The sequence below is a fragment of the Streptomyces atratus genome (assembly GCF_900119365.1).
Taxonomy (GTDB): Bacteria; Actinomycetota; Actinomycetes; order Streptomycetales; family Streptomycetaceae; genus Streptomyces; species Streptomyces atratus_B.
In genome coordinates this window covers 127,937-154,626 of sequence record NZ_FPJO01000018.1, presented here as the reverse complement: position 1 = coordinate 154,626, position 26,690 = coordinate 127,937, and the positions used below count along the sequence as shown (strand labels likewise).

The 26,690-nt window shown below is 72.0% G+C and carries 14 protein-coding genes; 5 read left to right on the top strand and 9 right to left on the bottom strand.

The genetic code is table 11. The features are described 5' to 3' along the window. Positions 1 to 147 precede the first annotated feature (147 nt). Complete coding sequence (locus BT364_RS26540) at positions 148 to 9,018, top strand: non-ribosomal peptide synthetase (RefSeq protein WP_072487741.1); 8,871 nt, start codon at positions 148 to 150, stop codon at positions 9,016 to 9,018. Positions 9,019 to 9,104: 86 nt separating this feature from the next. Here BT364_RS26540 and BT364_RS26535 read toward each other — a convergent pair whose 3' ends face one another. Then, positions 9,105 to 10,100, bottom strand: a complete 996-nt coding sequence (locus tag BT364_RS26535; RefSeq protein ID WP_256260234.1) for a helix-turn-helix domain-containing protein — start codon at positions 10,098 to 10,100, stop codon at positions 9,105 to 9,107. Between the two features lie 974 nt (positions 10,101 to 11,074). Here BT364_RS26535 and BT364_RS26530 point away from each other — a divergent pair. The 3 genes from BT364_RS26530 (at position 11,075) to BT364_RS26520 (ending at position 12,952) form a co-directional block, all read left to right on the top strand. Beyond that, positions 11,075 to 11,476 carry a hypothetical protein gene (locus BT364_RS26530; protein WP_072487739.1) on the top strand — a complete coding sequence of 134 codons (402 nt, stop codon included), beginning with the start codon at positions 11,075 to 11,077 and terminating at the stop codon, positions 11,474 to 11,476. 371 nt (positions 11,477 to 11,847) lie between these two features. Then, positions 11,848 to 12,639: an SDR family NAD(P)-dependent oxidoreductase gene (locus tag BT364_RS26525; RefSeq protein WP_072487738.1), complete on the top strand. Its 792-nt coding sequence runs from the start codon at positions 11,848 to 11,850 to the stop codon at positions 12,637 to 12,639. A gap of 85 nt (positions 12,640 to 12,724) precedes the next feature. Further along, complete coding sequence (locus tag BT364_RS26520) at positions 12,725 to 12,952, top strand: site-specific integrase (protein ID WP_256260233.1); 228 nt, start codon at positions 12,725 to 12,727, stop codon at positions 12,950 to 12,952. A gap of 160 nt (positions 12,953 to 13,112) precedes the next feature. On the opposite strand, the gene exaC is transcribed toward BT364_RS26520, so the two are convergent. The 8 genes from exaC to BT364_RS26480 all read right to left on the bottom strand — a co-directional run bounded on the left by exaC (position 13,113) and on the right by BT364_RS26480 (position 25,223). Next, the gene (gene exaC, locus BT364_RS26515; protein WP_072487737.1) at positions 13,113 to 14,636 is read right to left on the bottom strand and encodes an acetaldehyde dehydrogenase ExaC; all 1,524 of its coding nucleotides are present in this window, start codon (positions 14,634 to 14,636) and stop codon (positions 13,113 to 13,115) included. Between the two features lie 112 nt (positions 14,637 to 14,748). After that, positions 14,749 to 15,999: a GAF domain-containing protein gene (locus tag BT364_RS26510; RefSeq protein ID WP_072487736.1), complete on the bottom strand. Its 1,251-nt coding sequence runs from the start codon at positions 15,997 to 15,999 to the stop codon at positions 14,749 to 14,751. A gap of 105 nt (positions 16,000 to 16,104) precedes the next feature. Continuing rightward, entirely contained in the window at positions 16,105 to 16,698 is a 594-nt protein-coding gene (locus BT364_RS26505; RefSeq protein ID WP_072487735.1) for an N-acetylmuramoyl-L-alanine amidase, read from the bottom strand. Positions 16,699 to 16,738: 40 nt separating this feature from the next. Next, positions 16,739 to 17,755: an acetamidase/formamidase family protein gene (locus tag BT364_RS26500; RefSeq protein WP_072487734.1), complete on the bottom strand. Its 1,017-nt coding sequence runs from the start codon at positions 17,753 to 17,755 to the stop codon at positions 16,739 to 16,741. Next, entirely contained in the window at positions 17,752 to 19,239 is a 1,488-nt protein-coding gene (locus BT364_RS26495) for an APC family permease (RefSeq protein WP_072487733.1), read from the bottom strand. The genes BT364_RS26500 and BT364_RS26495 overlap by 4 nt, the downstream gene beginning before the upstream one ends. A 205-nt stretch (positions 19,240 to 19,444) precedes the next feature. After that, positions 19,445 to 20,794, bottom strand: coding sequence for an esterase-like activity of phytase family protein (locus BT364_RS26490; RefSeq protein ID WP_072487732.1), 1,350 nt, complete (start codon positions 20,792 to 20,794; stop codon positions 19,445 to 19,447). Positions 20,795 to 20,967: 173 nt separating this feature from the next. Further along, positions 20,968 to 22,332, bottom strand: coding sequence for an SWIM zinc finger family protein (locus BT364_RS26485; RefSeq protein WP_072487731.1), 1,365 nt, complete (start codon positions 22,330 to 22,332; stop codon positions 20,968 to 20,970). Next, positions 22,329 to 25,223 carry a DEAD/DEAH box helicase gene (locus BT364_RS26480; RefSeq protein ID WP_072487730.1) on the bottom strand — a complete coding sequence of 965 codons (2,895 nt, stop codon included), beginning with the start codon at positions 25,221 to 25,223 and terminating at the stop codon, positions 22,329 to 22,331. Before BT364_RS26480 ends, BT364_RS26485 begins: the two co-directional genes overlap by 4 nt. A 295-nt stretch (positions 25,224 to 25,518) precedes the next feature. Between BT364_RS26480 and BT364_RS26475 the strand changes: the two genes are divergently transcribed. Next, positions 25,519 to 26,622, top strand: coding sequence for a fatty acid desaturase family protein (locus tag BT364_RS26475; RefSeq protein ID WP_072487729.1), 1,104 nt, complete (start codon positions 25,519 to 25,521; stop codon positions 26,620 to 26,622). Positions 26,623 to 26,690: the final 68 nt, after the last annotated feature.

Genomic DNA, 26,690 nt, shown 5'->3' with positions numbered 1-26,690 from the left:
TTCGGCGCCGGCGGTCGCGGTTTTGCCGGCGGCACGGTCCCCGGCCCGCCCGGAGGCCCCCGCCCTGCCCCTTGCCGCGCGCCGTACGGCGCGCCGCCCGTGAACCGCTTGTACCGCTGACGATGTCCTGACGATGGGGAGTGAACGGTGGCTGATCACCAGCTGGGGGAGTGGCGGCACGCACTGGCGGGCCTCGAGCCGCTGGAACTGCCGTCGGACCGCCGGCCGTCGGACGACGGACCGGGCCTTGCGGACCGGGTCCCGTTCGACGTGCCCGCCCGCACCGCCGACGCGCTGGCCGCGCTGGCCCGCGACCGGGGCGTGGAGCTGCCCGCGGTCCTGCTGACGGTGTTCCACACGCTGCTGGCGCGGCATGCCGGCCGGGGCGACGTCCCGGTGGCGGTGCCGACGGACGGCACGCGGGACACGGATGCGGCGACCGTGGTGCGGGGCGCGGTCGGCGACCCGGCGTTCACCGAGGCCCTGGCGCATGTCGCGCGGGGCATGGTGGACGCCGTCGGCCGTGGTCCGGTGCCGCTCGCGGTGCTGGCGGACGCGGCCGGCGGCGCGGTGGCCGCGGTGGCGTGGTTCGCGTGGCGCACAGCCGGCCGGGAGGCCGCCGCGTTCCCGCCGGACGCGCACGTCACGCTGGAAGTCGTCGCGGACGGCGGGGGGCTGAGCGGTGTCCTCGGCTACCGGACCGATCTGTTCGAACGGGCTACGGCAGAGCGGATGGCGGGGCACCTCGCGACGCTCGCGCGTTCCGCCGCCGACGCGCCCGGGGAGCCGCTCAGCGCACTGGAGATGCTGACGGAGCCGGAGCGGCACCGGATCCTGACCGAGTGGAACGGGCCGCGATCCGCGTTCCCGGACACCGCAACCGTGCACCGGCTGGTGGGGGAGCGGGCCGCGCTCCAGCCCGACGCGGTGGCCCTGGAGCACGGCGGGCAGCGGCTGACCTACCGGGAGCTGGACGAGCGGGCCGAGGGGCTGGCGCGGTACCTGGCGGAGCGGGGCGTCGGCCCCGGCGCGCTGGTCGCGGTGTGCCTGGACCACGGCCCGGACCTGGTGTGCGCGCTGCTCGGCGTGCTCAAGTCGGGTGCCGCCTACGTGCCGTTGGACCCGGCCTACCCGGCCGAGCGGCTGCGGTACATGGTCGAGGACAGTGCCGCGCCGGTGGTGGTGACGCAGTCCGCGCACACGAGCCTGTTCGCGCCGGGCACCGCGCTGCTGCTGGCCGACCGGGAGTGGCCGGCCGGCACCGGCACCGTCCCGGTCGCCGCTGCGGGCCCGGACGACGTGGCGTACGTCATCTACACCTCGGGTTCGACGGGTCGCCCCAAGGGCGTGCGGGTCGGGCACCGGGGTGTCGTCAATTACCTGCACTGGTGCGACCGGAACTATCCTCCGGCGCCCGGTGCGCGGATCGGTTCGCTGCTGTGCTCGTCGGCGGCTTTCGACCTGACGGTGACCGCGCTGTTCCTGCCGCTGGTGCAGGGGCTGTGCCTGGTGGTGCCGCGGCCGGAGCCGGGACGCGGCGTGTTCGACGCGGCCGTGGACATCGTCGCGACCGGTGTCCCGATCAGCTTTCTGAAGGCAACGCCCTCGCACCTGGAGCTGCTGACCGCTCGGCTGGAGCAGGACGGCGTCCGGCACGGCATTGCCACGGTGGTCGCAGGTGGCGAGGACCTGACACCGGCGCTGGCGCACCGGGCGCTGGCCCTGGGCACAGGGGACACCACGATCGTCAACGAGTACGGGCCGACCGAGGCGACCGTCGGCAACGTGGTCGGCCGGACGGTGTCGGTGGACCCGGCGGCGGACCACGTGCCGATGGGCCGGGCGATCGACAACACCGAGGTGTACGTGGTCGGGGCGCACGGTGAGGTCCAGCCGGTCGGAGTGCCCGGTGAGCTGCTGATCGGCGGTGTCAACGTGGCCCTCGGCTATCTGGGCCGGCACGATCTGACGGCGCGGCGGTTCGTGCCGCACCCGTTCTCGGCCGATCCCGAGGCGCGCGTGTACCGCACCGGCGACCTGGTGAAGTGGCTGCCGGACGGGCGCCTGGTCTACCTGGGCCGTATGGACGACCAGGTCAAGCTGCGTGGGCACCGGGTGGAACTCGGAGAGATCGAGAACGCCCTGCTGTCCCGGCCGGCCGTCGCGGCGGCCACGGTCGTGGTCCGTGAGGACGTCCCGGGCGACAAGCGGCTGGTGGCGTACCTGGTGCCGACCGGCGGCACGGCCGTGGCCGTGGCCGCGCTGCGCGCGGCGCTGGCGCGGGAGCTGCCCGAGCACATGCTGCCCGCCCGGTACGTCGTGCTGGAGCGACTGCCGCTCACCCCGAACGGCAAGGTGGACCGGCGGGCGCTGCCCGCGCCCGAGGGCCACCGCCCCGACGTCTCCGCCGCGTTCGCCGCGCCGCGTACACCCACCCAGCGGGCGGTCGTCGGCATCTGGGCCGAGCTGCTGGGCGTCGATGAGGTCGGCGCGGACGACGATTTCTTCGAACTGGGCGGTCACTCCCTGCTGGCCGTCCGGATCGCCTCCCGGCTGCGTCGGGACCTCGGGGTGGACGTGCCGTACCGGACGCTGTTCGACGCGCCGACGCCGGCGCTGCTGGCGACGGCCGTGGACGCACTGGATCCGGGGACCTGCGCCGCGATCCCGCGGGCGGACCGGTCGGCGGGTGCCCTGCCGCTGTCTTTCGCGCAGCAACGCCTTTGGTTCCTGGACCAGTTGGCGCCGGGCCGGGCCGAGTATGCGATCCCGGTGGGGCTGCGGGTCGAGGGGGACTTCGCGCCGGACGCGTTCGGTGCCGCGCTGACAGCCCTGGCCGCCTCGCACGAGATCCTGCGGACCCGGTTCGTCGCGGACGCCACGGGACGTCCGTTCCAGGTCGTCGACGCCGGGCGGGAGGTGGCGGTGGACGTCCACGACGCCCGCCGCCTCGGTGCCGGCGCCGCGCGCGCGATGCTGCGCGAGGCGGCGGGACGGCCGTTCGACCTGGCCGCCGGGCCGCTGCTGCGCGCGATGGCGGTGCGGGTGGCCGACACGGAGTGGCTGCTGCTGCTCACGGTGCACCACATCGTCTCCGACGGCTGGTCGGAGGGCATCCTGGCTCGAGAGCTGGGCGAGCTGTACGGCGCGGCGGTGGCCGGCCGGCCGTGCACCCTGGCCCCCCTCGGCCTCCAGTACGCGGACTTTGCGAGCTGGCAGCGGGAGGTGCTGGACGGTCCGGCGCTGGCGGGACAGTCGGCGTATTGGCGGGAGCGGCTCGCCGGAGTACGGCCGCTGGAACTGCCGGCCGACCACCGGCGGCCGGCCGAGCGGTCGGGCCGGGGCGGCACGGTGTCCTTCTCGGTGCCCGCCGACGTGGCCGGCGCGGCCCGGCGGCTGGCGGCGGGGCAGGGGGCGAGCCTGTTCATGTCGCTGCTGGCGGTGTTCCAGCTGCTGATGGCGAAGTACAGCGGTCAGGACGACATCGCGGTCGGCAGCCCGGTCGCCGGCCGCAACCGTGCCGAGACGGAGGATCTGATCGGTTTCTTCGTCAATACTCTCGTCCTGCGTACCGACCTGTCCGGTGACCCGGCGTTCACCGAACTCCTCGACCGGGTCAAGGACACCGCGCTCGGTGCCTACGACCACCAGGACCTGCCCTTCGAACGCCTCGTGGAGGAACTCGCCCCCGACCGCGACCTGTCCCGCAACCCGCTGTTCCAGACGATGTTCGTGCTCCAGAACACCCCGGACGGCCACGCCTGGCAGCTGCCCGGAGCGGTGGTGGAGCCGTTCGCCGTCCGCGAGGAGGAGGCCAAGTTCGACCTGACCCTGATTCTCACCGAGCGGCCCGACGGCTCGCTCGACGGCGATCTGGTGTTCGCCCTCGACCTGTTCGCACCGGACACGGCGGAGCGGCTGGCGGGGCACTTCACCACGCTGCTGTGCGCGGCGGTCGCCGGCCCGGAGCGCCGACTGTCCGAGCTGGAGGTGCTGACCGGTGCCGAGCGGCGCCGGGTGCTGGCCGAGTGGAGCGGGACGGCGTCCGCCGCGGACACCGGGGCCGAAGCCGGGGCCGGGGCGACGGTGCACCGGCTCGTCGAGGAGTGCGCCGCCCTGCGGCCGGACACAACAGCGGTGCTCTCGGCCGACGGAGAACTGACCTATCGGGAGCTGAACGCGCGGGCCAACCGGCTCGCCCGGCACCTGCGTTTTTGCGGAGCCGGTCCCGGGGCCGCGGTCGCCGTGTGCCTGGAGCGCGGCCCCGAGCAGATCACCGCACTGCTCGCAATACTCAAGTCCGGCGCCGCCTACCTGCCGCTGGATCCGGAGCACCCCGCAGACCGGCTCGCCCACATGGTCGCGGACGCGCGGGCCGCGCTCGTGGTCACCGACAGCGCCCGGGCCGCACGGCTGCCCGACGAGCCCGGCCGGTTCCTCACCGACCGGGACTGGCCGTCCCTCGCGGACCTGCCGGCCCACGACCCGGAACCCGCAGCGTCCTCCGGCGACCTGGCGTACGTGATCTACACCAGCGGATCCACCGGTCGGCCCAAGGGCGTCGAGATCGAGCACCGCAGCCTGGTCGGTCTGGTCCGCTGGACGGCCGACACCTTCGGCGCGGCCCCGGGACGGCGTGTCGCGCTGCTGGCCGGGGTCGGGTTCGACGCGGCGGCGTGGGAGTTGTGGCCCGCGCTGGCGACCGGCGCCACCGTGTGCGTACCCGACGACACGGTGCGGCTGACGCCGGCGCTGCTGCAGCGCTGGCTGAGCGAGCGGCGGGTCACGGGCACCTTCGTCTCGACGCCGATGCTGGAGTCGCTGGCGGCCCTCGACTGGTCGGAGCCGACGTCCCTGGAGTACGTGCTGACCGGTGGTGACGCGCTGCGCCTGCCGACCGGGCTGCGCCTGCCCTTCCGCGTCGTCAACAACTACGGGCCGACCGAGTCGACGGTGGTGACGACCTCGGCCGAGGTCGTCACCGGCACTGCCGTGCCGCCGATCGGCCGCCCGGTGCGCGGCACCTTCGTGTACGTGGTGGACCGGTACGGCCGGCCGGTGCCGACCGGGGTGCCGGGCGAACTCCTCGTCGGTGGCGCCGGGCTGGCGCGCGGATACCGGGGGCAGCCGGGCCAGACGGCGGAGCGGTTCGTGACCGCCGACGTCGACGGCACACCGCGCCGGGTCTACCGCACCGGGGACCGGGTCCGCTGGCTGGCCGACGGGCAACTGGAGTTCCTGGGGCGGCTGGACGACCAGGTGAAGCTGCGCGGGCACCGCATCGAGCCCGGTGAGATCGAGGCGGTGCTGCTGGCCGGCCCCGACGTCGCCGCAGCCACCGTCGTCGTCCGCGAGGACGCCCCCGGCGACAAGCGGCTGGTCGCGTATGTCGTCCCGGCAGCGGGCGCTACGGTGCGCGGCGAAGCCCTGCGCGGGCGGCTGCGCCGTGAACTGCCCGACTTCATGGTGCCGTCCGCGTTCGTGGCGCTGGAGCGGCTGCCACTGACCCCGAACGGCAAGGTGGACCGGCGGGAGCTGCCCGCGCCCGAGCCCCGCGCATCCGGGGCCGGCGGTCCGGCCCCTCGTACTCCGGTCGAGCGCGCGATCGCGGCGGCCTGGTCCCAGGTATTGGGCACCGAGGTCACCGGTGTGGACGACGACTTCTTCGAGCTCGGCGGCCACTCCCTGCTCGCCACCCAGGTGACGTCACGGCTGCGGGACGCGCTGGGTGTGGAGGTGCCGGTGCGGGCGCTGTTCGCGGCACCCACCGTCGTCGGGCTGGCCGCGGCCGTGGCGGAGCTCGCTGCCGACGGGACGGCCGGTGCGGAGCGAATCGTGTCGGCCGACCGGACCGGCGGGCCGCTGCCGCTGAGCTTCGCCCAGCAGCGGCTGTGGTTCCTCGACCAACTGGAGCCCGGACGCGCCGAGTACGCCGTGCCCTTCGCACTGCGCGTCAGCGGTGCGCTGGACACCGATGCCCTCGACGCGGCACTGACCCGCATGCTGGCGCGGCACGAGATCCTGCGGACGAGGTTCGTCGCCGGCGACGACGGTGAGCCGGCGCAGGTCGTCGATCCGCCGGCGCCGGTGCACACGGCCGTCCACGACCTGCGGCACATCGCCGACACCGAGGAACGGCAGGAGGCGGCACGGCACTTGGCCCGCGCGGAGGCCGCCCGCCCGTTCGACCTGGCGGCGGGACCGCTGCTGCGCGCGCACCTGGTGCGACTGGCCGACGAGGAGGCGCACCTGCTGCTGACGGTGCACCACATCGCCTGCGACGGCTGGTCGGAGCCGGTCATGGCGCGCGAACTGCGGGAGGGCTACCGGGCGGCGACGACCGGCATCCCGCCCGAAGACGCGGAACTGCCTGTGCAGTACGCCGACTTCTCCGTGTGGCAGCGACAGCAGCTCACCGGTGACGTGCTGGAGGGGCAGCTGGCGTACTGGCGGGAGCGCCTCGCCGGGGTGGAACCTCTGGAACTGCCCACCGACCACCGCCGTCCGGAGAGGCGGCCCGGAGGCGGCGACACCGTGACGTTCGAGGTGAGCGCGGCAGTGGCCGCCGGGCTGAGCAAGGCGGCCAGGAGCGGCACCGCAAGCCTGTACATGGTGCTGCTGGCTGCCTTCCAGGTGCTGCTGGTCAAGTACGCCCGCCAGGACGACGTGACCGTCGGCAGCCCGGTCGCCGGCCGCAACCGTGCCGAGACGGAGGATCTGATCGGTTTCTTCGTCAATACTCTCGTCCTGCGTACCGACCTGTCCGGTGACCCGGCGTTCACCGAACTCCTCGACCGGGTCAAGGACACCGCGCTCGGTGCCTACGACCACCAGGACCTGCCCTTCGAACGCCTCGTGGAGGAACTCGCCCCCGACCGGGACCCGTCCCGCAACCCGCTGTTCCAGACGATGTTCGTGTTCCAGAACACGCCGGACGAGCACGGCTGGAGCCTCCCGGGGCTGGACGTGGAGCCGTTCACGGTCACGCTGCCGGACGCCAAGTTCGACCTCACCCTGATGATGTCCGAGGACGCGGACGGCGGACTGCGCGGCGCCCTGGAGTACCGGACGGACCTCTTCGAGCGGGACACGGTCGCCCGGCTGGCCGGCCACCTGGGCACACTGCTGGAGGCGGTGGCCCGCGAGCCCGCGGCACGGCTGTCCCGGCTGTGCCTGCTCACTGCCGAGGAAGGGCGGCGGACGGTGGTCGAGTGGAACGACACCGCGGCCGCCTTCCCGGACACCGCCACGCTGCACGGCCTGTTCGAGGAGCGGGCGGCACAGCAGCCGGACACGGTGGCCGTCGAGGGGCCGCAGGGAACGCTGACCTACGGCGAACTGAACGCGCTTGCCAACCGGATCGCCCACCACCTGCGCACTCGGTACGGAGTGCGGCCGGACATGCCGGTCGCGGTGTGCCTGGAGCGTGGCCCCGATCTGGTGGCGGCCGTGCTGGGCGTCCTGAAGGCGGGGGCGCCGTATGTGCCGCTGGATCCGGACTATCCGGCGGAGCGGCTGGCGTACATGGTGCGGGACACCGCGACCCCGGTCGTCCTCACCGGCTCCGCGCACACCGGCCGGCTGCCCTCGGACGTACCGTTGCTGCTGCTCGACGAGGACACCACGACGCTGGCCGACGAGCCGGACACCGATCCCCGTCCGGCCGCCGGCCCGCACCACCTTGCCTACCTGATCTACACCAGCGGTTCCACCGGCCGCCCCAAGGGCGTCCAGGTCGAGCACCGCAGCCTGGTCAATCTGGTGCACTGGACGGCGCGGGAGTACGGGCTGGAACCCGGGCAGCGGATCGCGCTGCTGGCCGGGATCGGTTTCGACGCGGCGGCGTGGGAGCTGTGGCTCGGCCTGATCCGCGGCGCGACCTGCTGCGTCACCACCGAGACCGTCCGGCTCACCCCGCATCTGCTGCGGGACTGGCTGTGCGAACAGCACGTCCACGCCACGTTCCTGTCCACGCCGATGCTCGAGGCCCTGGTGGCGCTGCCGTGGGCGGCGGACAGCCCCCTCGACTACGTGCTGACCGGCGGTGACCGGCTGCGGATGCCGCCGCGGGCACGGCTGCCGTTCCGCGTGGTCAACAACTACGGACCCACCGAGACCACGGTCCTCGCCACCTCGACGGTGGTCGAACCCGGCGACGCGGTCCCGCCGATCGGCCGGCCCATCCCCAACGCCCTGGTGTTCGTGGTGGACCAGCACGGCCGGCCGGTGCCGGTCGGGGTGCCCGGCGAACTCCTCATCGGGGGCGTGCCGGTGGCCCGCGGCTACCGGGGCAGGCCGGAGCTGACCGAGGAGAGGTTCACCGCGTACGAGGCCGAAGGGGTGAGCACCCGGGTCTACCGCACCGGGGACCTGGTGCGGTGGCGGGCGGACGGGCAGCTCGAGTTCCTGCGGCGGATCGACAACCAGGTGAAGATCCGCGGCAACCGCATCGAGCTCGGTGAGGTCGAGTCCACATTGCTGACCCACCCCGGCATCGGCGAGGTCAGTGTGATGGTCCGCGAGGACACGCCCGGCGACAAGCGGCTCGTGGCGTATCTCGTGACCACCGGCGCGGACGCGCCGAGCACCGCGGATCTCCACGCCCACCTGGGGCGGTTCCTGCCCGACTATATGATCCCGGCGGCATTCGTCACGCTGGAGCGCCTCCCGCTGAACGCCAACGGCAAGGTGGACCGGGCGGCCCTGCCGGTGCCGGACCACCAGCGGCCGGATCTGGGGAGGGAGTACACGGCGCCGCGCAACGCCGTCGAGCGGACTGTCACCGCCGTGTGGCAGGAGCTGCTGGGCATCGACCGCGTCGGCGTGCACGACAACTTCTTCCAAATGGGCGGGCATTCGCTGCTCGCCACGCAGGTGGCCTCCCGGCTGCGGAAGGCGCTGCGGGTCGATGTGCCGGTGCGAGCCGTGTTCGACTCTCCCACCCCGGCGCAACTCGCCCAGGCCGTCGCCGACCTGATGATGGCGGCGATCACAGCGCAGTTCGCGCCGGCCAGGTGACCGCACCCGTTGCCACACCACGAAGGGGCCGGACCTCGGCAACGAGGTCCGGCCCCTCACGGCCCGGTCACGCCAGGTGGGACGGCTCAGGCCATGTCCTCGGCGCGGATGCCGCCGCTGGCGAGCGCGAGGGCGCCGAGCTGAAACCGGCTCTGGGCACCGAACCGGTCGGTCAGCTTCTCCGAAAGCCGGCGCACCGTGCGCAGTGAGACGTCCATCCGGCGGGCCGCCGCAGCGTCCGTGAGCCCTTGCGCCCACAACCGGAGCACGTGCTGCTCCTGGAGGGAGAGGTTGCCGCGGGTACGGGGGCGTGCCTCCGTGAGCGGCAGGGCTTCCTTCCACAGCCGGGCGAACAGGGTCGCGAAGGCTTCCGTGACCGACTCGACGCCGCACGCCATCGCGCCGACCACGCTGCGGCCGCTCGTGACCGGCACGACGGCGTGCCTGCGGTCGGAGACGATCATCCACACCGGCAGCGACGGCAGGGTGCGGACGGCGCCGCCGCACTCCTCGTTCCGGCGCAGGCGCTCCGTCGCCTCAGGGTCGTTGCGGACGCTCTCCAGCACGATGGCGCGAGCGGGCGTACCGCGTCGCCGCAGGATTTCGTCCAGCGAGTGGCCGGCCTCGAAGGCCGCCGCGTCCGGCCGCTCGACCGGTCCGACGGTCAGCCATTCGTTCGCGCACTCATCGGCGAGAGAGGTGATGTGCCGCCACACGGCGTCCGCGCCGGCCAGCCACTTGACGTCCGGAACGCTCTCCCGGCCGCCGCGCCCGCGCTCCGACAGCAGCCGCGTCACCTCCAGTCGGCTGCCCTCCACCTGGAGCCGGTGGCGGGCTAATTCCTCCTGCTGCCGGGTGAGCATCGCTGCCAGTCCGACCTCCGGATCGATCGGCCGCCAGCCGCTGGCGGAGTCCCCCGGAACGACGAGCAGCAGGGCGGACAGCCGCTCCAGCCCGCCCCGGACCGTTTCCTCGGTCTCCTTCAGTTGCGCGGCCAGCTCGGCCACCTCCGCGCCGGGCCGGTCGACCATCGAGATGTACACACTCCGTGCAACGGAGTCGATACCCAAAGAGGTCCGCATGTCGTGCGCTCCTGTATGTCTTGTCGTACGGCACCTGTTGGCTGTGGTTCACGAGTCGAGTTCGGACCGGCGGCGCTCCTTCGGGACGTCACCGCGGGAACCCGCCGGCCGGACACCAGTAGAGCGGGTGCCGCAGCGACGGCGGATGCGGGATGATCCCCCAAGTTCCTTTGGAGCAACCACTTGTGGGGTGGGCGAAGACATTCCCCCGGATGGCTCCCGCGCCTCGACGAGCCGGTCTCCCGCGGCCGGAGCGCACACCGGACCGGACACCATCGCGCACGCCGTCCTGTTCGCAGGCCCGCCGACGAGTTGCCTTCCGTGCTCGTCGGCGTGCGCGACCGGACGGAGGTTGCACAGGCCGTAGCAGCGCTGTGCGATCGGACGGTCGGTCAGGCCGCCGCGTGCTTACGGCAATCGGGCGACCGGCCAAGCCCTGCGGGTCTGCACGACAAGCAAGCGCGGCAGACCGGGCCGTGTGGTGGCGGCCGGGGTCGCGTGCGTCCCCCATGGTGCGTCGCGCATGCCCCCATATACCCGCTGGGCCGACCACCTGCCCGTACGCCCCTCGGCCGGACGGCACCGGTCGCACGCCGCTGACCTGCCTCGTCGGGCGGCACGGCCGCGACCGGTCGTCCTCCGATGCCGCGGCGCTCCGTGCGCTCCTCTGTCTCACCGGTCAGGGGGTCGAGGATATGGGGGACAGTCCCCCATGCGGGGGCCTCATCACATCTGTGACGGCTGATTGCGATCGACGGGACCACGTTCGACCTGCCCGACACGAAGGCGAACGTGGAGGCGTTCGGTCGTCCTCCCCGGTCCGGGCGGGGCGAACAGGACGTCGGCTACCCGCAGATCCGCATGGTCGGCCTGGTGAAGTGCGGCACCCACGTCATCTTCGACGCCGCGCGCAGCTCTTCGCACCGGAGAGCAGATTCTCCGCCCGAGCGGTCCTGGGATCCCTGCGGCAGGGGATGCTGTCGGCCGACCGCGGCTTCTACGGCGTGGACCTGTGGTGCCGAGCCGCGGCGACCGGGGCCGACCTGCTGTGGCGGGTCCGCAAAGACCTCGTGCTGCCCGTGGTCGATCAATTGCCGGACGGCTTCTGCCTCACCGAGATCTTCGACCGCAGCGACATCCACCACACCCGTCGCGGGGTGCCGGTACGCGCGGTGGAGTACACCGTCGCAGGCCACGAGGGCGTCTACCGGCTCATCACCACGATCCTCGACCCGTACAAGGCCCCGGCCGGCCATGTCGGGCCGATCCGCATCGCGCTCACCGCACACAGGACGGTCGTACTCGTCGATCGAGTCGATCAGGACGGGTCACCGCAGAAGTCGCACGGGCGCGTGCCCTCACCAGCCGACCGCTGAACAGCCGTTTCATCAGTCATGACAGCCACAGTGCCAGGTGCCCTCACGCCTGACACCAACACCACCTCGACCAAACGCACAGGGGCACCCCCGCGAGAGAAACAGGGCGGCTGCCGCAGATCCAACCGGGAGCCGCACGGCCCGCCAGAACGAACATGGACTGGGACGGACCACGATCGGACACCCCCAGAACATCTCAGGGCCAAACCTCCACGGCCTCCCGCTGCGCGGGCAAACGAGACACATTGTGCTCATACCCCTCATCAACCCTGAGGGCACGATGCGCCATCGAGCCCGCACCACATCACTGAATCGAACGCCCGTCTGGTGAAAGTCGCGTGACGGCCCGCCACTTCAGGTTTACTCGAGTCATGAACGATCGGACACCCCCAGCGCACAACGCCGGCCTGCTGACCGGCAGGACCGTGATGATCACCGGTGCGTCGAGCGGCATAGGCGAGGCCGCAGCGCGGCTCTTCGCCTCCGAAGGTGCGGCCGTCGTCCTCATGGCCCGCCGCGAAGACCGGCTCAAGGACCTCACCCGCGAGATCGAGACATCCGGCGGACAAGCGGCCTGCAGCGTCGGCGACGTGACGCGGGCCGACGACGTCGAGCGCGCCGTCGCGACGGCCATCGAACGCTTCGGCCGCCTCGACGGGGCCTTCAACAACGCCGGCTACGCCGGCTCCACCTTCGGCCGATCGCACGAACTGCCGGAAGAGGATTTCGACCGCATCATGGATGTCAACGTACGCGGGACATGGAACTGTCTGCGCCGTCAGATCCCCGTCATGCTGGAAGCCGGCCACGGGACGATCGTCAACACCGCCAGTTCGGCGGGCCTCATCGCCACCGGCGCACCATCCCCCTACGTCGCGGCGAAGCACGCCGTCCTGGGCCTGACGAAGGCCACGGCCGCCGAATACGGGGCGTACGGCATCCGCGTCAACTCCCTGATCGTGGGCACCACCCGGACGGAAATGATCAACGCGGCGGTGGAGGCCAACCCGGCTTTGGAGGAGGCATTCGTCGCACGCCAGATCCAAAAGCGGATGGCCGAGCCGCAAGAGGTGGCGGAAGCGGCCCTGTGGCTGCTGAGCGACCGCTCCTCATTCGCCACCGGCAGCCATGTGGCGGTGGACGGCGGCATTCTGGCCATCTGAGCGGCAAGGGGCCCGGGGCGGCCGACGCCGCCGGGCCCCACGCACGAGCGCCGCCGTGATCACAGCGACGGGGCTGTCAAGGCCCGTGTTCGGAGTAGCCGTCGAACGCGGATACTTCGCACAGAACCCGGTGAACGGCCTTCGCCGGACGGGACCGGAAGCCGCTGACGAACTCGATCCCGACTGCGTGCCGAACCCGGCTCAGGTCGCCCGACTGCTTGCCGCCGTCAAGGCCCTACCGGGCCGGGGCCCCCACCTGTACACCTTCTTCGGCTGCATGTACTACGCCGCCATGCGTCCGGCGGAGGCCTGAGCGGGACCTTGGCCCGGAAATGCCCCGGAACAGCTGGTCAGAGCTGGAATATTGGTGGGAGGTACCGGGAGCAAGGGTGTGTATCGCCTTACCGTTTGGACGTGCGCCGTGGAGGGCGCCTGACGGGTATCTTGCCTGGTCAGACGCCCTTCTTCTGCGTCTAGAAGAAGCCCAGCTTCTTCGGCGAGTACGACACCAGAAGATTCTTCGTCTGCTGGTAGTGCTCCAGCATCATCTTGTGGTTCTCCCGGCCGATCCCGGACTGCTTGTAGCCACCGAAGGCCGCGTGTGCCGGGTACGCGTGGTAGCAGTTCGTCCAGACCCGGCCCGCCTGGATGGCGCGGCCGGCCCGGTACGCGGTGTTGATGTCGCGCGTCCATACGCCGGCGCCGAGGCCGTACAGGGTGTCGTTCGCGGTCCTGATGGCGTCGTCGAAGTCGGAGAAGGACGTGACCGCCACGACCGGGCCGAAGATCTCCTCCTGGAAGACCCGCATCCGGTTGTCGCCCTCGAAGACGGTGGGCTGGACGTAGTAGCCGCCCGCCAGCTCTCCGTCGTACTCGATCCGCTGACCGCCCGTGAGGACCTTCGCGCCCTCCTGCTGGCCGATGTCCAGGTACGAGAGGATCTTCTGCAACTGGTCGTTGGAGGCCTGGGCGCCGATCATCGTGTCCGTGTCCAGCGGGTGTCCGGGCACGATCTGTTCGGTGCGGGCGATGCCCGCTTCCAGGAATTCGCCGTACAGTCCGCGCTGGATCAGTGCGCGCGACGGACAGGTGCAGACCTCGCCCTGGTTGAGGGCGAACATGGTGAACCCTTCGAGCGCCTTGTCGCGGAAATCGTCGTCCGCGTTCCACACGTCGTCGAAGAAGATGTTGGGCGACTTGCCGCCGAGCTCCAGCGTCACCGGCTTGATGTTCTCGGAGGCGTACTGCATGATCAGCCGCCCCGTCGTCGTCTCACCGGTGAAGGCGATCTTCGCGACGCGCGGGCTGGAGGCGAGGGGCTTGCCGGCCTCCGCTCCGAAGCCGTTCACGATGTTGACGACACCCGGCGGCAGCAGGTCGGCGACCAGTTTCAGCCATACATGGATGGAGGCCGGGGTCTGTTCGGCCGGTTTGAGGACCACCGCGTTGCCGGCCGCGAGCGCCGGGGCCAGCTTCCACGTCGCCATCAGGATCGGGAAGTTCCACGGGATGATCTGCGCGACGACGCCGAGCGGCTCATGGAAGTGGTACGCGACCGTGTCGTCGTCGATCTCGCTGAGCGAGCCCTCCTGGGCGCGCAATGCACCGGCGAAGTAACGGAAGTGGTCGATCGCCAGCGGAATGTCGGCAGCCAGGGTCTCCCGCACCGGCTTGCCGTTGTCCCAGCTCTCGGCGACCGCGAGCTCCTCCAGATGGGCCTCCATCCGGTCGGCGATCCTGTTGAGGAGACCCGCGCGGTCGCCTGCCGGCGTGGCTCCCCAGGCGGGCGCCGCGGCATGTGCCGCGTCCAGGGCGAGTTCGACGTCCTCGGCCGTGCCGCGGGCGATCTCGGTGAAGGGGCGGCCGTTGACGGGGCTGGGGTTCTCGAAGTACTGACCACGGGAGGGCGGCACGTACGCGCCGCCGATCCAGTGGTCGTAGCGGGACTCGTACGAGACGATGGCGCCCTCGGCACCCGGCGCGGCGTAACGGGTCATCTCTGTGGCCTCCCGGATCCGGTGCCGCCCGCCGTTGGACGGCCCTCGGCGCGAGGGTAGGCAGCGGTACGTTGCAACCCCGTTGCAAGGGGCGCGGGGCGGAGAAGAGCGGTCAGCCCTGCTCGGCGTCGAGGGCTCGGGCCCGGGCGAGGAGGGCAGGGCGCTGCCCGGCGGGAACGGCCGCGGCGAGTGCCCGCCAGACCGGGAGGTCGTCCTCGCCCCAGGGGCTGTACACCCAGTCGGCCAGCAGCCCCGGGTCGCCGCGCGCGATGAGCGCCGCCCGCAACTGCTCCTCGAGCCGCCGCCGCAGACGGATGACGGACGGTGCCTGCGAGGCCGGCAGCAGTGGCCCCACGTAGGCGCCCAGTGCCGCGGCCACCGCGCCCGACGCCAGTCTGCGCGCCACCGTGTCGAAGTCCGCGTCGACCGGAGCGGCGAGGCGGTAGGGGCGGGAGAGCAGGAGCTCCGGGCCGAGCAGCCGCCGCAGCCTGGAGAGTTCGGCCCGCAGAGTCACCGGGGTGACCGACTCGTCCTCGTACAGCTCGACGAGGAGTTCGTCGCCGCCGAGGCCCTCGGGATGGCGGGCCAGCGTTGCCAGGATCTCGCTGTGCCGCCTGCTGAGCCGGATCCTGCGGCCTCCCGCCATCAGCAGCGCCTCGTCCCGGCCGAGCGCGCTGAGCCGCACGGTCGCGCCGGCCGGTGCGGGGGCGAGCAGTGCGAGCTGCGTCTCGGCGGCGCGGGCCACCGCCTGCACGAACGCCAGGCTGTGCGGATGCGCGAGCCGGTCCCCGCCGGTGATGTCCACGGCGCCCAGAACACGTCCCGTGTGCGGGTCGTGCAGCGGCGCCGCCGCGCAGGTCCACTGCTGGACCGGCCGCAGGAAGTGCTCGGCGGCGAAGACCTGCACCGGGCGGTCCACGGCGATGGCCGTCCCCGGCGCGTTCGTCCCGGCCGCCGACTCGGCCCAGCGGGCGCCCTCCACGAAGTTCATCCGGCCGGCGGCCCGCAGGGTCACCGCGGGGCCCTCGACCCACAGCAGTCTGCCGTGCGCGTCGCACACCGCGAGCAGATGCTCCCCGTCCGTCGCGTAGGCACCCATCAGCTCACGGATCACCGGCATGACGGGGGCCAGGGGATGCGCCTCCCGGTACGGTCCGAGGTCGTCCGGGCCCAGCTCGACCAGGGCCGCACCGTCCGGGCTGACCCTGGCCCGCGCAGAGCGCCGCCATGACTCGCCGACGACCGGCCGGACCGGCCGTTCCAGCCGGCCCGCCGTGGTGAACACCTCGTGTGCGTGACGCAGTTGGCCGATCCGTTCACCGGGGTCCGTGTCGGCTGTCAGCGCCACCCAGGGGTCCTTCAACTCACCCTCCCGTCCAGGGGTGCCGTGAACCCCCCATGGTCGTCGCAGCCGACCGCTGCGACAACCGCGACACACAGGGCAATCGGCCCGGGCGGCGAAGGCGTGTCAGGTCGCCGAGTACAGATTGACGAGGCGGATGTATCGCACCCAGTCCCACTGCGGGCCGGGATCGGTGTGGTCGGTCCCGGGCACCTGGGCGTGGGCCAGGATGTGCGAGCGGTCCTTCGGGATGTTGTAGCGGTCGCACACCGAAGCGGTCAGCAGCGCCGACTTCTCGTACATGGCGTTGGTGAAGTACGAGGGCTGGTCCACCCAGCCCTCGTGCTCGATGCCGATGCTGCGTGTGTTGTAGTCCCAATTGCCCGCGTGCCAGGCGATGTTCCGCTCCCGGACGCACTGGGCGACATAGCCGTCCGCCGAGCGCACCACATAGTGCGCCGAGACCTGCTTCGCCGGATTCTGGAAGATCGCGATCGTGTTCGGATACGTCTCCTGGGTGACATGGATGATCACGTACTGGACCGGATAGGCCGAAGGGCGGCTCGAAGCCGTGTAGTTGGAGGTCGAGGCGGGCGTCCAGTGGGCGAGCGGATAGTCCGTGTCGCCTGCGGTCGTGGCGGCCACGGCACGGGTGGAGGCCGGGATCAGCGCGGCGGCCGCCGTCGCGGCGGCACCCTGGAGAATCCTTCTGCGGTGCATGAACACTCCTGTGGGGGGAGAGGGGCTGAGGTCTGTGTGGTCAGGGGGTGGACAGCAGTGCGGCAGTTTCCCGCAGATGGCGGTGGAGCCCGCGATGGGGGTCGCCCGAAGGCAGCCACTCCTTGCGGATCTTCGCCACGCAGGTGTAGTTGGTGTCGCACACGTTGGCCAGCGGAGCCTCACCGGCCTGGCTGACGAGCTGATAGGCATCGAGTTCGGACAGGCCGTAGTCGCGCGCCAGCCACTGCACCAGGTCCAACTGGGAGATCCGGAAGGCGTCTTCGAGCGGGCGCGCCGAGCCGGTCGACATCAGATGGGTGTCGGACTCGATGCGCGGCCACGGAGTGCTGACACCCTTCAGCAGCTCGACGAGCACCACCGTGTTCATCGCGCACTCCACGGCGACCCCGCAGGTCTCGCCCTCGCCCTGGCGGGCATGGCCGTCCCCCAGGCTCAGCAGCGCCCCCTCGACGTTGACACCCAGATAGCAGGTGACGCCCGTCCGCATCTCGGGTGTGTCCATGTTCCCGCCGTGCGCGTCGGGCACCAGCGCGGACCGTACCTCCAGATTCGCCGGCGCCACCCCGACCGTGCCGTGCATCGGATCCATCGGCAGCTCCACCTGGATGTCGCTGTCCCGGGCGCTGAACAGGCAGGTGCGGCGGTCCCGGTCGAGCTGCCACATCCACACCACCTCGGGCAGCGGGGCCTGCAGTGACGCGGTGGCGTGGGTGGAGGTGAGCGCCCCGAAGAGCGGCACGGTCGTCGAGGCGGCCCAGTCCCTGGCCGGTTCGATGGACACGAAGTGCACCGCGACGGTGTCGCCGGGCTCCGCACCCACCACATGGAAGGGGCCGGTCTGCGGGTTGAGGAAGGGGAATTCGCAGACCTCGGACACGAGGTCCTTCTCGGAGCGGACCCGCCCGGCGAAGCAGTCCTCCGTGTACACGTTGAGGAACGTCCCCGGCTCGATCCGGGCGACCGGAGCGGCCCCGCCGAAGGTCCAGGCGTATTCGCCCTCCTTGGGACGGACGGTCAGGATGCGGGGGTCGCTCATGGCTGTACTGCTCCTGTCTCTGTCTTCCCGGCCGGTGCCGGGGTGCCGTCAAGATGGATCCGTCCGGTCTGCGCCACCCGCTCCGGGTGTCTGCGCAGCAGTACCGCCAGCACAACGATCCCGATCAGCATCCAGACACCGACGACCGGACCGGCGTACGAGACGGGAGCGCTGAGTTCGGAGACGAAGTCGAAGGCCGGGATTCCGGCGGCCGTCAGCAGCGCGGGGACGAATGCCGCGATGCCCAGCACCGGGAACAGGAGATGGAGCACGGGGTTGAAGGCGTCGCGGCGCCTGCGCAGGAAGTATCCGGCGCAGGACAGGTTCACGATGATGTACACACCGGTGATCACCGTGACGATCACGGTGGCCAGCAGCACGAACGCGGTCACCGGGTCATAGGCGAACCCCAGCCCGAGCGACGCGCCGACCGCGATCACGAACTGCACGGCCACACCCGTGACGGGGGAGCGGCGCCGAGGGTGCAGCCTGGCGAACGCCTGTGGGAAGACGCCGATACGGCCGAGGGCGAACGCCGTACGGGTCGACACATTGGCACACGCGTTGGCGTTGGCCACGGTCGAGTTGACCACGGCGAGGAAGAGCAGCACCCAGAACAGCCCGAACGAGGCGCGGGCCACGCCCTCCCACGAAGCGGCCCCCGAGCCGCCGAATCCGGCGAACCTGTCGGGCCCGAAGTACACCGCCATCGCATAGGTGGTCAGGACGTAGACCAGGCCGATGGAGAGCGCCGCGCCGAGCACCGCACGCCGCATGGTGCGCCGCGGGTTCTTCGTCTCCTCGGCGAGTGGCGCCGCGGCCTCGAAGCCCGCGAAGGCGAGCACGGTGTAGACCGAGCCGGCAAAGATCCCGCTGATGCCGTCGTATCCGTCGGTGGTGTGCGAAGTGCCGAACACCGACAGGGTGTTGTCCCCGCCGGCCTGCCCGATGAGGAGCACGGCGAAGACGACGAAGACGAGCACCTCGAAGATGCCGAGCACGGTGCCGAACCGGGCGGAGGCCCGTACGCCGAAATACCCGGCGAGTGCGATGACCGCCGCTCCCAGCAGCGACCATGGCCACCACAGGCCCGCCGGGTAGGACGACCACTCCTGGTGCAGGGTGCCCGCCGTCGTGAAACCGAGCTGGAGCAGTAGCAGCGCGGGCACCAGCGCCTCGACGAAGACATAGCCCCAGCCGACGAGGAACCCGATGGCCGGATGCAGTCCCTGTGCGGAGTAGGTGGCGACGGAACCGGCGGCCGGCAGCCGGCGGGCCAGCTCGGCGACGCACGACGCGGTGAGCAGGCAGGCGACCAGGGCCACCACCACGGACAGCGGCAGACTGCCGCCCGCGAATGCGGCTCCGGCCGGGATCGAGGCGGCGATGGCCGCGGCGGGCGCCATCGCCGTGATGCTCTGGAAGAGGACTTCGCGCAGCCCGATGGCATCGCGTAACAGTCCGCTGCTGGAATCCCCCGACATCCCGCGGCTCCCTCTGTGTCCGATGACCGGAAGGCGTCGTCCGGTGTGCGGCCGAGCGTCTCGCGGGCCCTACCGTACGGGCGCCGCGTGGGTGGCGGAAGACGGCGGGGACCGAAATCGACCGCGTGGAGACGGGAGGACGGCGGGTCCCGGCCCTTGGCGGATACTCGCGCCGAGGGCCGGGACGCGGGACGACGTCCGTGGATCAGCCGCGCAGCGGGCGCGGCAGCCTCAGCTGCGTCACCGAGGTCTCGATGCCGCTGTCGACCAGGCGGCCGTCCGCGTCGAACGCCTCGGCGCCGTCGGTCATCCCGAAGTCGTTGTCGTTGATGAGAGCGAGCGTGTCCCGGCCCGTCACCGCCACCCCTTCGATCTTCCCGGGCACTCCCGCGACCTTGCCCAGGTCGACGACCAGACTCTTGCGGAGCACCGGCACGCCCGAGGCCGAGGGATCGGTGAGTTCCTCGTACGAGGGAGACGTCGCCGGGTCGTCCCAGGCGGAGCCCAGGATGCCGGAGCCGTGCGGGAGCGTCACCCGGTGCAGCCTGGCCGCCCGGTCCGTGCGCTCCTCGACCAGCAGATCGTTCCGGCCGATCGCGACGACCGAGGAGATCTTCAGCTCGGAGGTGTCGTCCTCGTCCGGGTCCACGACGTCCACCGCGTCGAACCGGTAGGCGTACTCCGCGGTCACCGCGTGCTTCTTCGTCGAGAAGCGCAGCAGCCGCACATTGCGCGAGGACTCGCCCGCGTCCTGGTCGGGCAGCGAGAGCGGGCTCTGCACCGCAAGCACCAGATCGCCGCCCGGAAGAAGGGCCAGGCCCTCGAAACCGCGATTGATCTTGCGGTGCAGCAGCACGCCGGGCAGCGCCTCCACCACCGGATAGTCGGCGCCCGTCAGCCCGAGGCCCTGCGGCACGTAGCGGGTCAGCACCCGGCCGCGGGCGGAGACATGCACCAGGGAGGGGCCGTACTCGTCGACCAGCCAGAAGCTGCCGTCGGCGGCGCGGACGATGCCCTCGGTGTCCAGACCGTTCGGGTCGTACCCCAGCGGCGTCTTCGCGTCATAGGTGTACGGGGCCTCGTCGCGGTTCCGCTGGTTCGGCAGACCCGTGACCGCGGCGCCGGACCGGGTGGTGATCGCAATGGCCTTCACCACCCGGACCTGCTTCCCGCTGACCCGCACCTTGACGATCGCCGGGTCGAAGCCGGGGACGGGGAAGGTGCGCCGCTTCTTCCCGTCGATCTTGATCTGCCCGTTGGGGCCGCGGTCGGTGACGGTCCAGAACTCGCCCCGGCGGCCCGCGGGATAGATGTCGCTGCCGATGCCGCCGAGCTGCACCCCGCGGTCGTCCGCGACCGAACCCGGCAGCAGCCCGTTGCTGAAGCCCGCCAGCGGAATGTCGCCCAGCACGGCCGTCCCGGTGACCCGGGCCGTGCGCTCAGGACGCTCGTGCCGGTCCGGTGCGCCGGTCGCCGTTCCGGCCACGCACACCGTGCCGAGAAGGGCGAGCGGCAGCCCGACGGCAAGGGAACGACGGACAACACGCACGGACATGGGGCCTCCTGGGGCACGAACAGCTCGGACGGCCGTCAGGTTCCGCCCCCGTCCTCAACGCACGATGACATCCAGTTGAACGCACGGACAGAACGCGACGACGGGTGGGGGCGGAGGCACGGCCGCCCCCGCCCGCCCGTCGTCGATCGCCCGCAGGCCGTACGAACTGGCCCTCAGTCCTCCGGCCCGCCCGAGCCGCCCAGCGCGGCCGCCGGATCGTCGTCCGCCGGGCCCGCCGGGACCCAGCGCCCGCCCTCCTTGCGGTACGGCCACCAGCGCCCGTCCCGCCCGTACCGGAGCTGCACGCCACCGGCCACGTCCGTCCAGCGGTTGCCCGACGACCGCAGCCGGGGCCGCTCGCCCTCCTCCCACGCCTCGGCGAGCCGGGCCCGCGCCCCGGCCAGCGCCTCCGGACCGGGTGTCCATTCCTCGTCGAGCACCGCGAGCGCGGCCACCCCGCCGTACCGCCACGCCCGCATCGCCGCATCGAGCTCGGCCCGCCGCCGCCCCGAACCGGTGATCAGCCGCTTCGCGATCCAGGGTTCGGGCCGGGCCTCCGCGACCAGCCGCACGGCATCCTGCTGCGGCGTCAAAACGGCCGGCAGGGGCTGCTGTTCATGGCCGGGGGAGAGCGCCTCGGCCAGCATCCGGTGGGCGCGCGCCGCACCGTCCGTCGCCAGCATCTCCAGAGCCGCCGGATCGACGCCGTCCTGCGGCTCGGTCTCCGTGTCCAGCGACGGCGCCGGGCCGGGCTCCGCGGGCAGCGGCGGAGGAGCGGGCAACGGAGGCAGGATGTCCCGGGCCGCGAATGCCTCGTCCGCCCGGACACCTCCGTCGTCGGCGCGCGCCGCCCCGGACCCGTCGGCGGGGTCGGCCGGGCCGCAGACGCCGTGCCCCTCGGCGCGGGCCGCGATGCGGACCTGGAGTTCGTCCAGGAGCCGTCGCTCACCGCGCCCCCGCATCAGCAGAAGCACGAACGGATCCTGGTCCAGCAGCCGCGCCACCTGGTAGCACAGTGCGGCGGTGTGCGGGCAGTGGTCCCATGCGTCGCAGGTGCACTCCGGGTCCAGATCGCCGATTCCGGGCAGCAGCTCCACCCCGGCCGCCGCGGCGTCCTCCACCAGGTGCGGCGGCATCTCCCGGTCCAGTAGTGCCGCGATGTGCCCGGCCCGCTCGACGGCCATGCCGAGGAGCCGCTCCCAGTCCGCCTCGCTCAGCTCCTGGAGCAGCACATCGCTGCGGTACGCGGACGAGTCCCCGTCCCGGACCACCGCGGTGATCCGGCCGGGCCGCACGGAGACCGCACCGACCCGGCCCTCGCGGGCGAACCTGCGCCCCTTCTTGAGCTGTTGGCCGTCCAGCGCGGTGTCCTCCAGGGCCTTCAGCCAGGCCCGGCCCCACCAGGATTCGGCGAAGCCGCGGCCGTGTGCGGGCGGCATCGCGGCGAAGGTACGTTCCTGCCCCGGGGCAGGAACGTACCTGTCGTCGCTCTCGTACTCGCCGCCGTCGTAGCGGTCGCCGTCGTGTCCGTCACTCATCGCGTGCCCCCTCGCAGCTCCACCAGATCGGCCAGTTCCGCATCGGTCAGTTCGGTCAGCGCCGCCTCGCCGGAGCCGAGCACCGCGTCCGCCAGGCCCTGCTTGCGGGTCAGCATGTCGGCGATCCGGTCCTCGATGGTGCCCTCGGCGATCAGCCGGTGCACCTGCACCGGCTGGGTCTGTCCGATCCGGTAAGCGCGGTCGGTGGCCTGCGCCTCGACCGCCGGGTTCCACCAGCGGTCGAAGTGCACGACATGGCCGGCCCGGGTGAGGTTGAGACCGGTGCCGGCCGCCTTCAACGACAGAAGGAAGACGGGGGCCTCGCCCGCCTGGAAGCGGTTGACCATCGCCTCGCGCTCGGCGACGGGCGTACCGCCGTGCAGGAACTGCGTGCGCACCCCGCGCGCCGCCAGATGCTGTTCGAGCAGCCGGGCCATCTGCACGTACTGGGTGAACACGAGCACGCTCGCCTCCTCCGCGAGGATCGTGTCGAGCAGCTCGTCCAGCAGTTCCACCTTTCCCGAACGGTCCGCGATCCGCGGCTCGTTCTCCTTGAGGTACTGCGCCGGGTGGTTGCAGATCTGCTTCAGCGCCGTCAGCAGCTTGACGACGAGGCCCCGCCGGGCGAAGCCGTCGGCGCCGGAGATCGCGGCCAGCGTCTCGCGCACCACCGCTTCGTACAGACCCGTCTGTTCCGCCGTCAGCGACACCGTGCGGTCCGTCTCGGTCTTCGGCGGCAGCTCCGGTGCGATGCCCGGGTCGGACTTGCGCCGCCGCAGCAGGAACGGCCGCACCAGTGCGGCGAGCCGCTCGGCGGCAGCCGGGTCACCGCCCTCCGCGGTCCGCGCGTATCGGGTACGGAAGGTGCCGAGCCGGCCCAGCAGCCCCGGAGTCGTCCAGTCGAGGATCGCCCACAGCTCGGAGAGGTTGTTCTCCACCGGGGTACCGGTGAGCGCCACCCGGGCCTGTGCGCCGATCGTCCGCAGCTGTCTGGCCGTCGCCGAGTACGGGTTCTTCACGTGCTGTGCCTCGTCGGCGACCACCATGCCCCACCGGATCTCCGCGAGCTTTGCCGCGTCGAGCCGCATGGTGCCGTACGTGGTGAGGACGAACTCGCCGTCCGACAGACCGTCAAGGCTGCGTGATCCGCCGTGGAAGCGGCGTACCTGTGTGCCCGGCGCGAACTTCTCGATCTCCCGCTGCCAGTTCCCCATGAGCGACGTCGGGCAGACCACCAGCGTCGGACCGGCGGCCGCTTCGATGGTCTGGCGGTGCAGATGCAGAGCGATGAGTGTGATGGTCTTGCCGAGTCCCATGTCGTCGGCGAGGCAGCCGCCGAGGCCGAGCGAGGTCATGGTGTGCAGCCAGTTCAGACCGCGCAGCTGATAGTCGCGCAGTGTGGCGGCGAGTGCCTCGGGCGGGCCGACCGGCTGCGGCTCGCCCTGCTGCCCGGCCGCCTCAGGGTCGGCCAGCCGACGGCGCAGCCGCTCCAGCCAGCCGGTGGCCCGGACCTCGACCCGGTGGCCGTCGACCTCGGTGGAACCGGTCAGGACGGCACCCAGCGCGTCGATCGGGGTGACCTTGCGGTCCTGGGTCTCGCGGGCTCGCCGGGCCTCTTCGGGGTCGATCAGCACCCACTGGTCGCGCAGCCGCACCACCGGCCGGTTGGCCTCGGCGAGGCGGTCCAGCTCGGCGCGGCTGAGCTTCTGATCACCCAGCGCGAACCACCAGTTGAACGTCAGCAGCGCGTCCGCGGACAGGAGCGGCGGAGCCTCGGAGCCGGTGCGTGCCACCCCGTCGTGTCCGTCGCTCTCCGCGTCTTCGGGCGGCCCGATCACGGCGCGTGCGGTGAGCTTGCGGGCCAGCTCCTTGGGCCAGTGCACCTGGACGCCGGTCGCGGCCAGTGCCCGTCCGGCGGGGCCGAGGAGTTCGGCGAGCTCGTCGTCGGCCGGCTCCACGGAGTCGGGCACCGCGGCGGACAGGAGCGGGGACAGCGGAGGCCAGGCCCGGGCGGCCCGCCGGAGCGCCGGCAAGGCGGCCATCCGGGCGTGCGGTCCGAAGGCCGCAGCGGTGCGCGCGCCGCCCGCCCAGACCTCGGCGGCGTCGGCGACCAGCGTCGGATCGCTGACGCTGTGGATCTGCAGGACGGCCCGGAACGAGGGTCCGGCGGACCGCTCTTCGTCCTCGTCCGGCGCGGTGAGCCCGGACACCTCCACCCGGAGCGAGAGCCGGACACCCGCGTCGTGCCCGGCCGCGACATCGGTGGCCCAGGCCCGATGGCCGGGCAGCTGCTGCGGCTCGTCGGCGGTGAAGGCCGGGCCGCCGCCGGCGAACGACGCGGCGGGGGTGCGGGGCAGGCCGTCGGCCACCGCGTCGAGGAACGCGCGCAGCAGCCGCTCGGGCTCGGGCAGCAGCACGGGCTGCGCGGCCCCGTCGAGCGGCACGGCGTGGGCCAGGGGCGGCATCGAGGCCGCGAGCGTCCGGATCCGCGACTGGTCATCGGCGGTCAGCGGACCGGCCCGCCAGGCATCGTGATCCGTGGCGCTGAGCCCCGGCAGCAGCAGGCCCCGGGCGGCGAGTTGGAGGGCGAGGAGGGCGGCTGCACCCCAGAACGCGGCCGCGTCGGAAGCATGTGCCGAGGCCCGCGCACGCGTCAGCACAGGCAGCGCGTCCCGGACCGGAAGCACCCGTGCCGGGACGGCGTACGCCTGTGCGTCGGCGCCGACGGCGGTCAGCTCCGCCACGGACCCGGGACCGTCGGGCGGGCCGCTGCCGTCCGGGTGCCAGAAGGCGACCCGGCCGGTACGGGACGGATCCCCGGGCAGGAAGACCACGGAGCAGGCGGAGAGTGCGGAGATCTCGGAGAGCGTTGCCGCAGGGAGTCTTTGCACAGTGATGCCGAATTCCTCAAATTTGACTAGTGGGGGGTCGGGTCGCCGAGGGTACCCCACGGATGCCGTCACCCATGAGCGGAGTCGCTGTGACGCGAGCCACATTTCGATCCGGCGAGAAGCTCGAACGTCCGTCGCCCCGGAGAGCATGCCGCACTTCTGGGTGGAGTCAGCACCCCCATCGGGGGAGGGGGTATACCCCCGGACGGCCCGGGTGTTGGCGCCATGGTTGCCGTATACCGGGTCCCCTTACGTTTCTACAGGTCAGCGCAGCTTTCCAGAGACCGGAGACGTCATGCCCCAGGCCACAGCCACCGCAGCGGAAGGCGCCCGCGACAGTGCGGAAAGCGCTGGAGCGGGAAGAACGGCAGGTCCCGCGGGCACCGGAGGCGCCGGGGCCGCTCAGGCCCAGGGAAGCGACTTCGCGCCCCTGCTGCGGGCGGTGAAGGGGCAGGGACTCCTGGAACGGCGGACCGGGTGGTACGCGGTCGGCATCGCCGTCGACATGGTCGCCCTGGGTGCCGTGATCACCGGCATGTTCCTCCTCGGCAACACCTGGTGGACCCTGCTGCTCGCGCTGCCGCTGGCGGTCTTCTGGTCACGCACCGCGTTCGTCGGGCACGACGCCGGACACGCCCAGATAACCGGCGACCGCAGGGCGGGCCGGGCCATCGGCCTTGTGCACGCCAACCTGCTGCTCGGCATGAACGAGGCGTGGTGGAACGACAAGCATGTCCGCCACCACGCCAATCCCAACCACATCGACAAGGACCCGGACGTCGGTGTGGGCGCCCTCGTCTGGACCCAGAAGCAGGCGGCCCAGCGCGAGGGCTTCGCCCGCTGGCTCACCCGCAACCAGGCCCGCCTCTTCTTCCCGATGCTGCTCCTCGAAGGCATCGCGCTGAAGATCTCCGGCTTCCAGTACCTGCGCCGGCAGCCCGCCCGGGAACGAGCCCTCTCGGCGCTCCTCCTGGTCGCCCACCTGGGCCTGTACGCAACTCTGCTGCTCACCGTCCTGTCCCCGGGCAAGGCCGTCGTCTTCGCGCTCATCCACCACGCGCTGTTCGGGCTCCACCTGGGCATGGCCTTCGCGCCGAACCACAAGGGCATGGAGATGCCGGACCCCGACGGCAACCGCTGGGGCCACCTCCAGCGCCAGGTCCTCACCTCGCGCAACGTACGCGGCGGCATCCTCACCGACTGGTTCCTCGGCGGCCTCAACTACCAGATCGAGCACCACCTCTTCCCGAGCATGCCCCGCCCCCACCTGCGCCTCGCGCAGCCCATGGTGCGCGCCCACTGCAAGGCACTGGGCATGCCCTACGCGGAGACCGGACTGATCGAGTCCTACCGGCAGGCGCTGCGGCACATGCACGAGGTCGGCGAGCCCCTGAGGTGAGTCGTCGCCCGCTGGAACCGATGGAGACGCACGCGCGTTCTCACAGCAGATGCGGCTTCGGGCCGCGA

Excerpts from the sequence above, each read along its gene's own strand:
- BT364_RS26535 (WP_256260234.1), bottom strand. The coding sequence starts at position 10,100 with ATGCGGACCTCTTTGGGTATCGACTCCGTTGCACGGAGTGTGTACATC.
- BT364_RS26530 (WP_072487739.1), top strand. The coding sequence starts at position 11,075 with ATGCTGTCGGCCGACCGCGGCTTCTACGGCGTGGACCTGTGGTGCCGA.
- BT364_RS26525 (WP_072487738.1), top strand. The coding sequence starts at position 11,848 with ATGAACGATCGGACACCCCCAGCGCACAACGCCGGCCTGCTGACCGGC.
- exaC (WP_072487737.1), bottom strand. The coding sequence starts at position 14,636 with ATGACCCGTTACGCCGCGCCGGGTGCCGAGGGCGCCATCGTCTCGTAC.
- BT364_RS26505 (WP_072487735.1), bottom strand. The coding sequence starts at position 16,698 with ATGCACCGCAGAAGGATTCTCCAGGGTGCCGCCGCGACGGCGGCCGCC.
- BT364_RS26500 (WP_072487734.1), bottom strand. The coding sequence starts at position 17,755 with ATGAGCGACCCCCGCATCCTGACCGTCCGTCCCAAGGAGGGCGAATAC.
- BT364_RS26495 (WP_072487733.1), bottom strand. The coding sequence starts at position 19,239 with ATGTCGGGGGATTCCAGCAGCGGACTGTTACGCGATGCCATCGGGCTG.
- BT364_RS26490 (WP_072487732.1), bottom strand. The coding sequence starts at position 20,794 with ATGTCCGTGCGTGTTGTCCGTCGTTCCCTTGCCGTCGGGCTGCCGCTC.
- BT364_RS26485 (WP_072487731.1), bottom strand. The coding sequence starts at position 22,332 with ATGAGTGACGGACACGACGGCGACCGCTACGACGGCGGCGAGTACGAG.
- BT364_RS26475 (WP_072487729.1), top strand. The coding sequence starts at position 25,519 with ATGCCCCAGGCCACAGCCACCGCAGCGGAAGGCGCCCGCGACAGTGCG.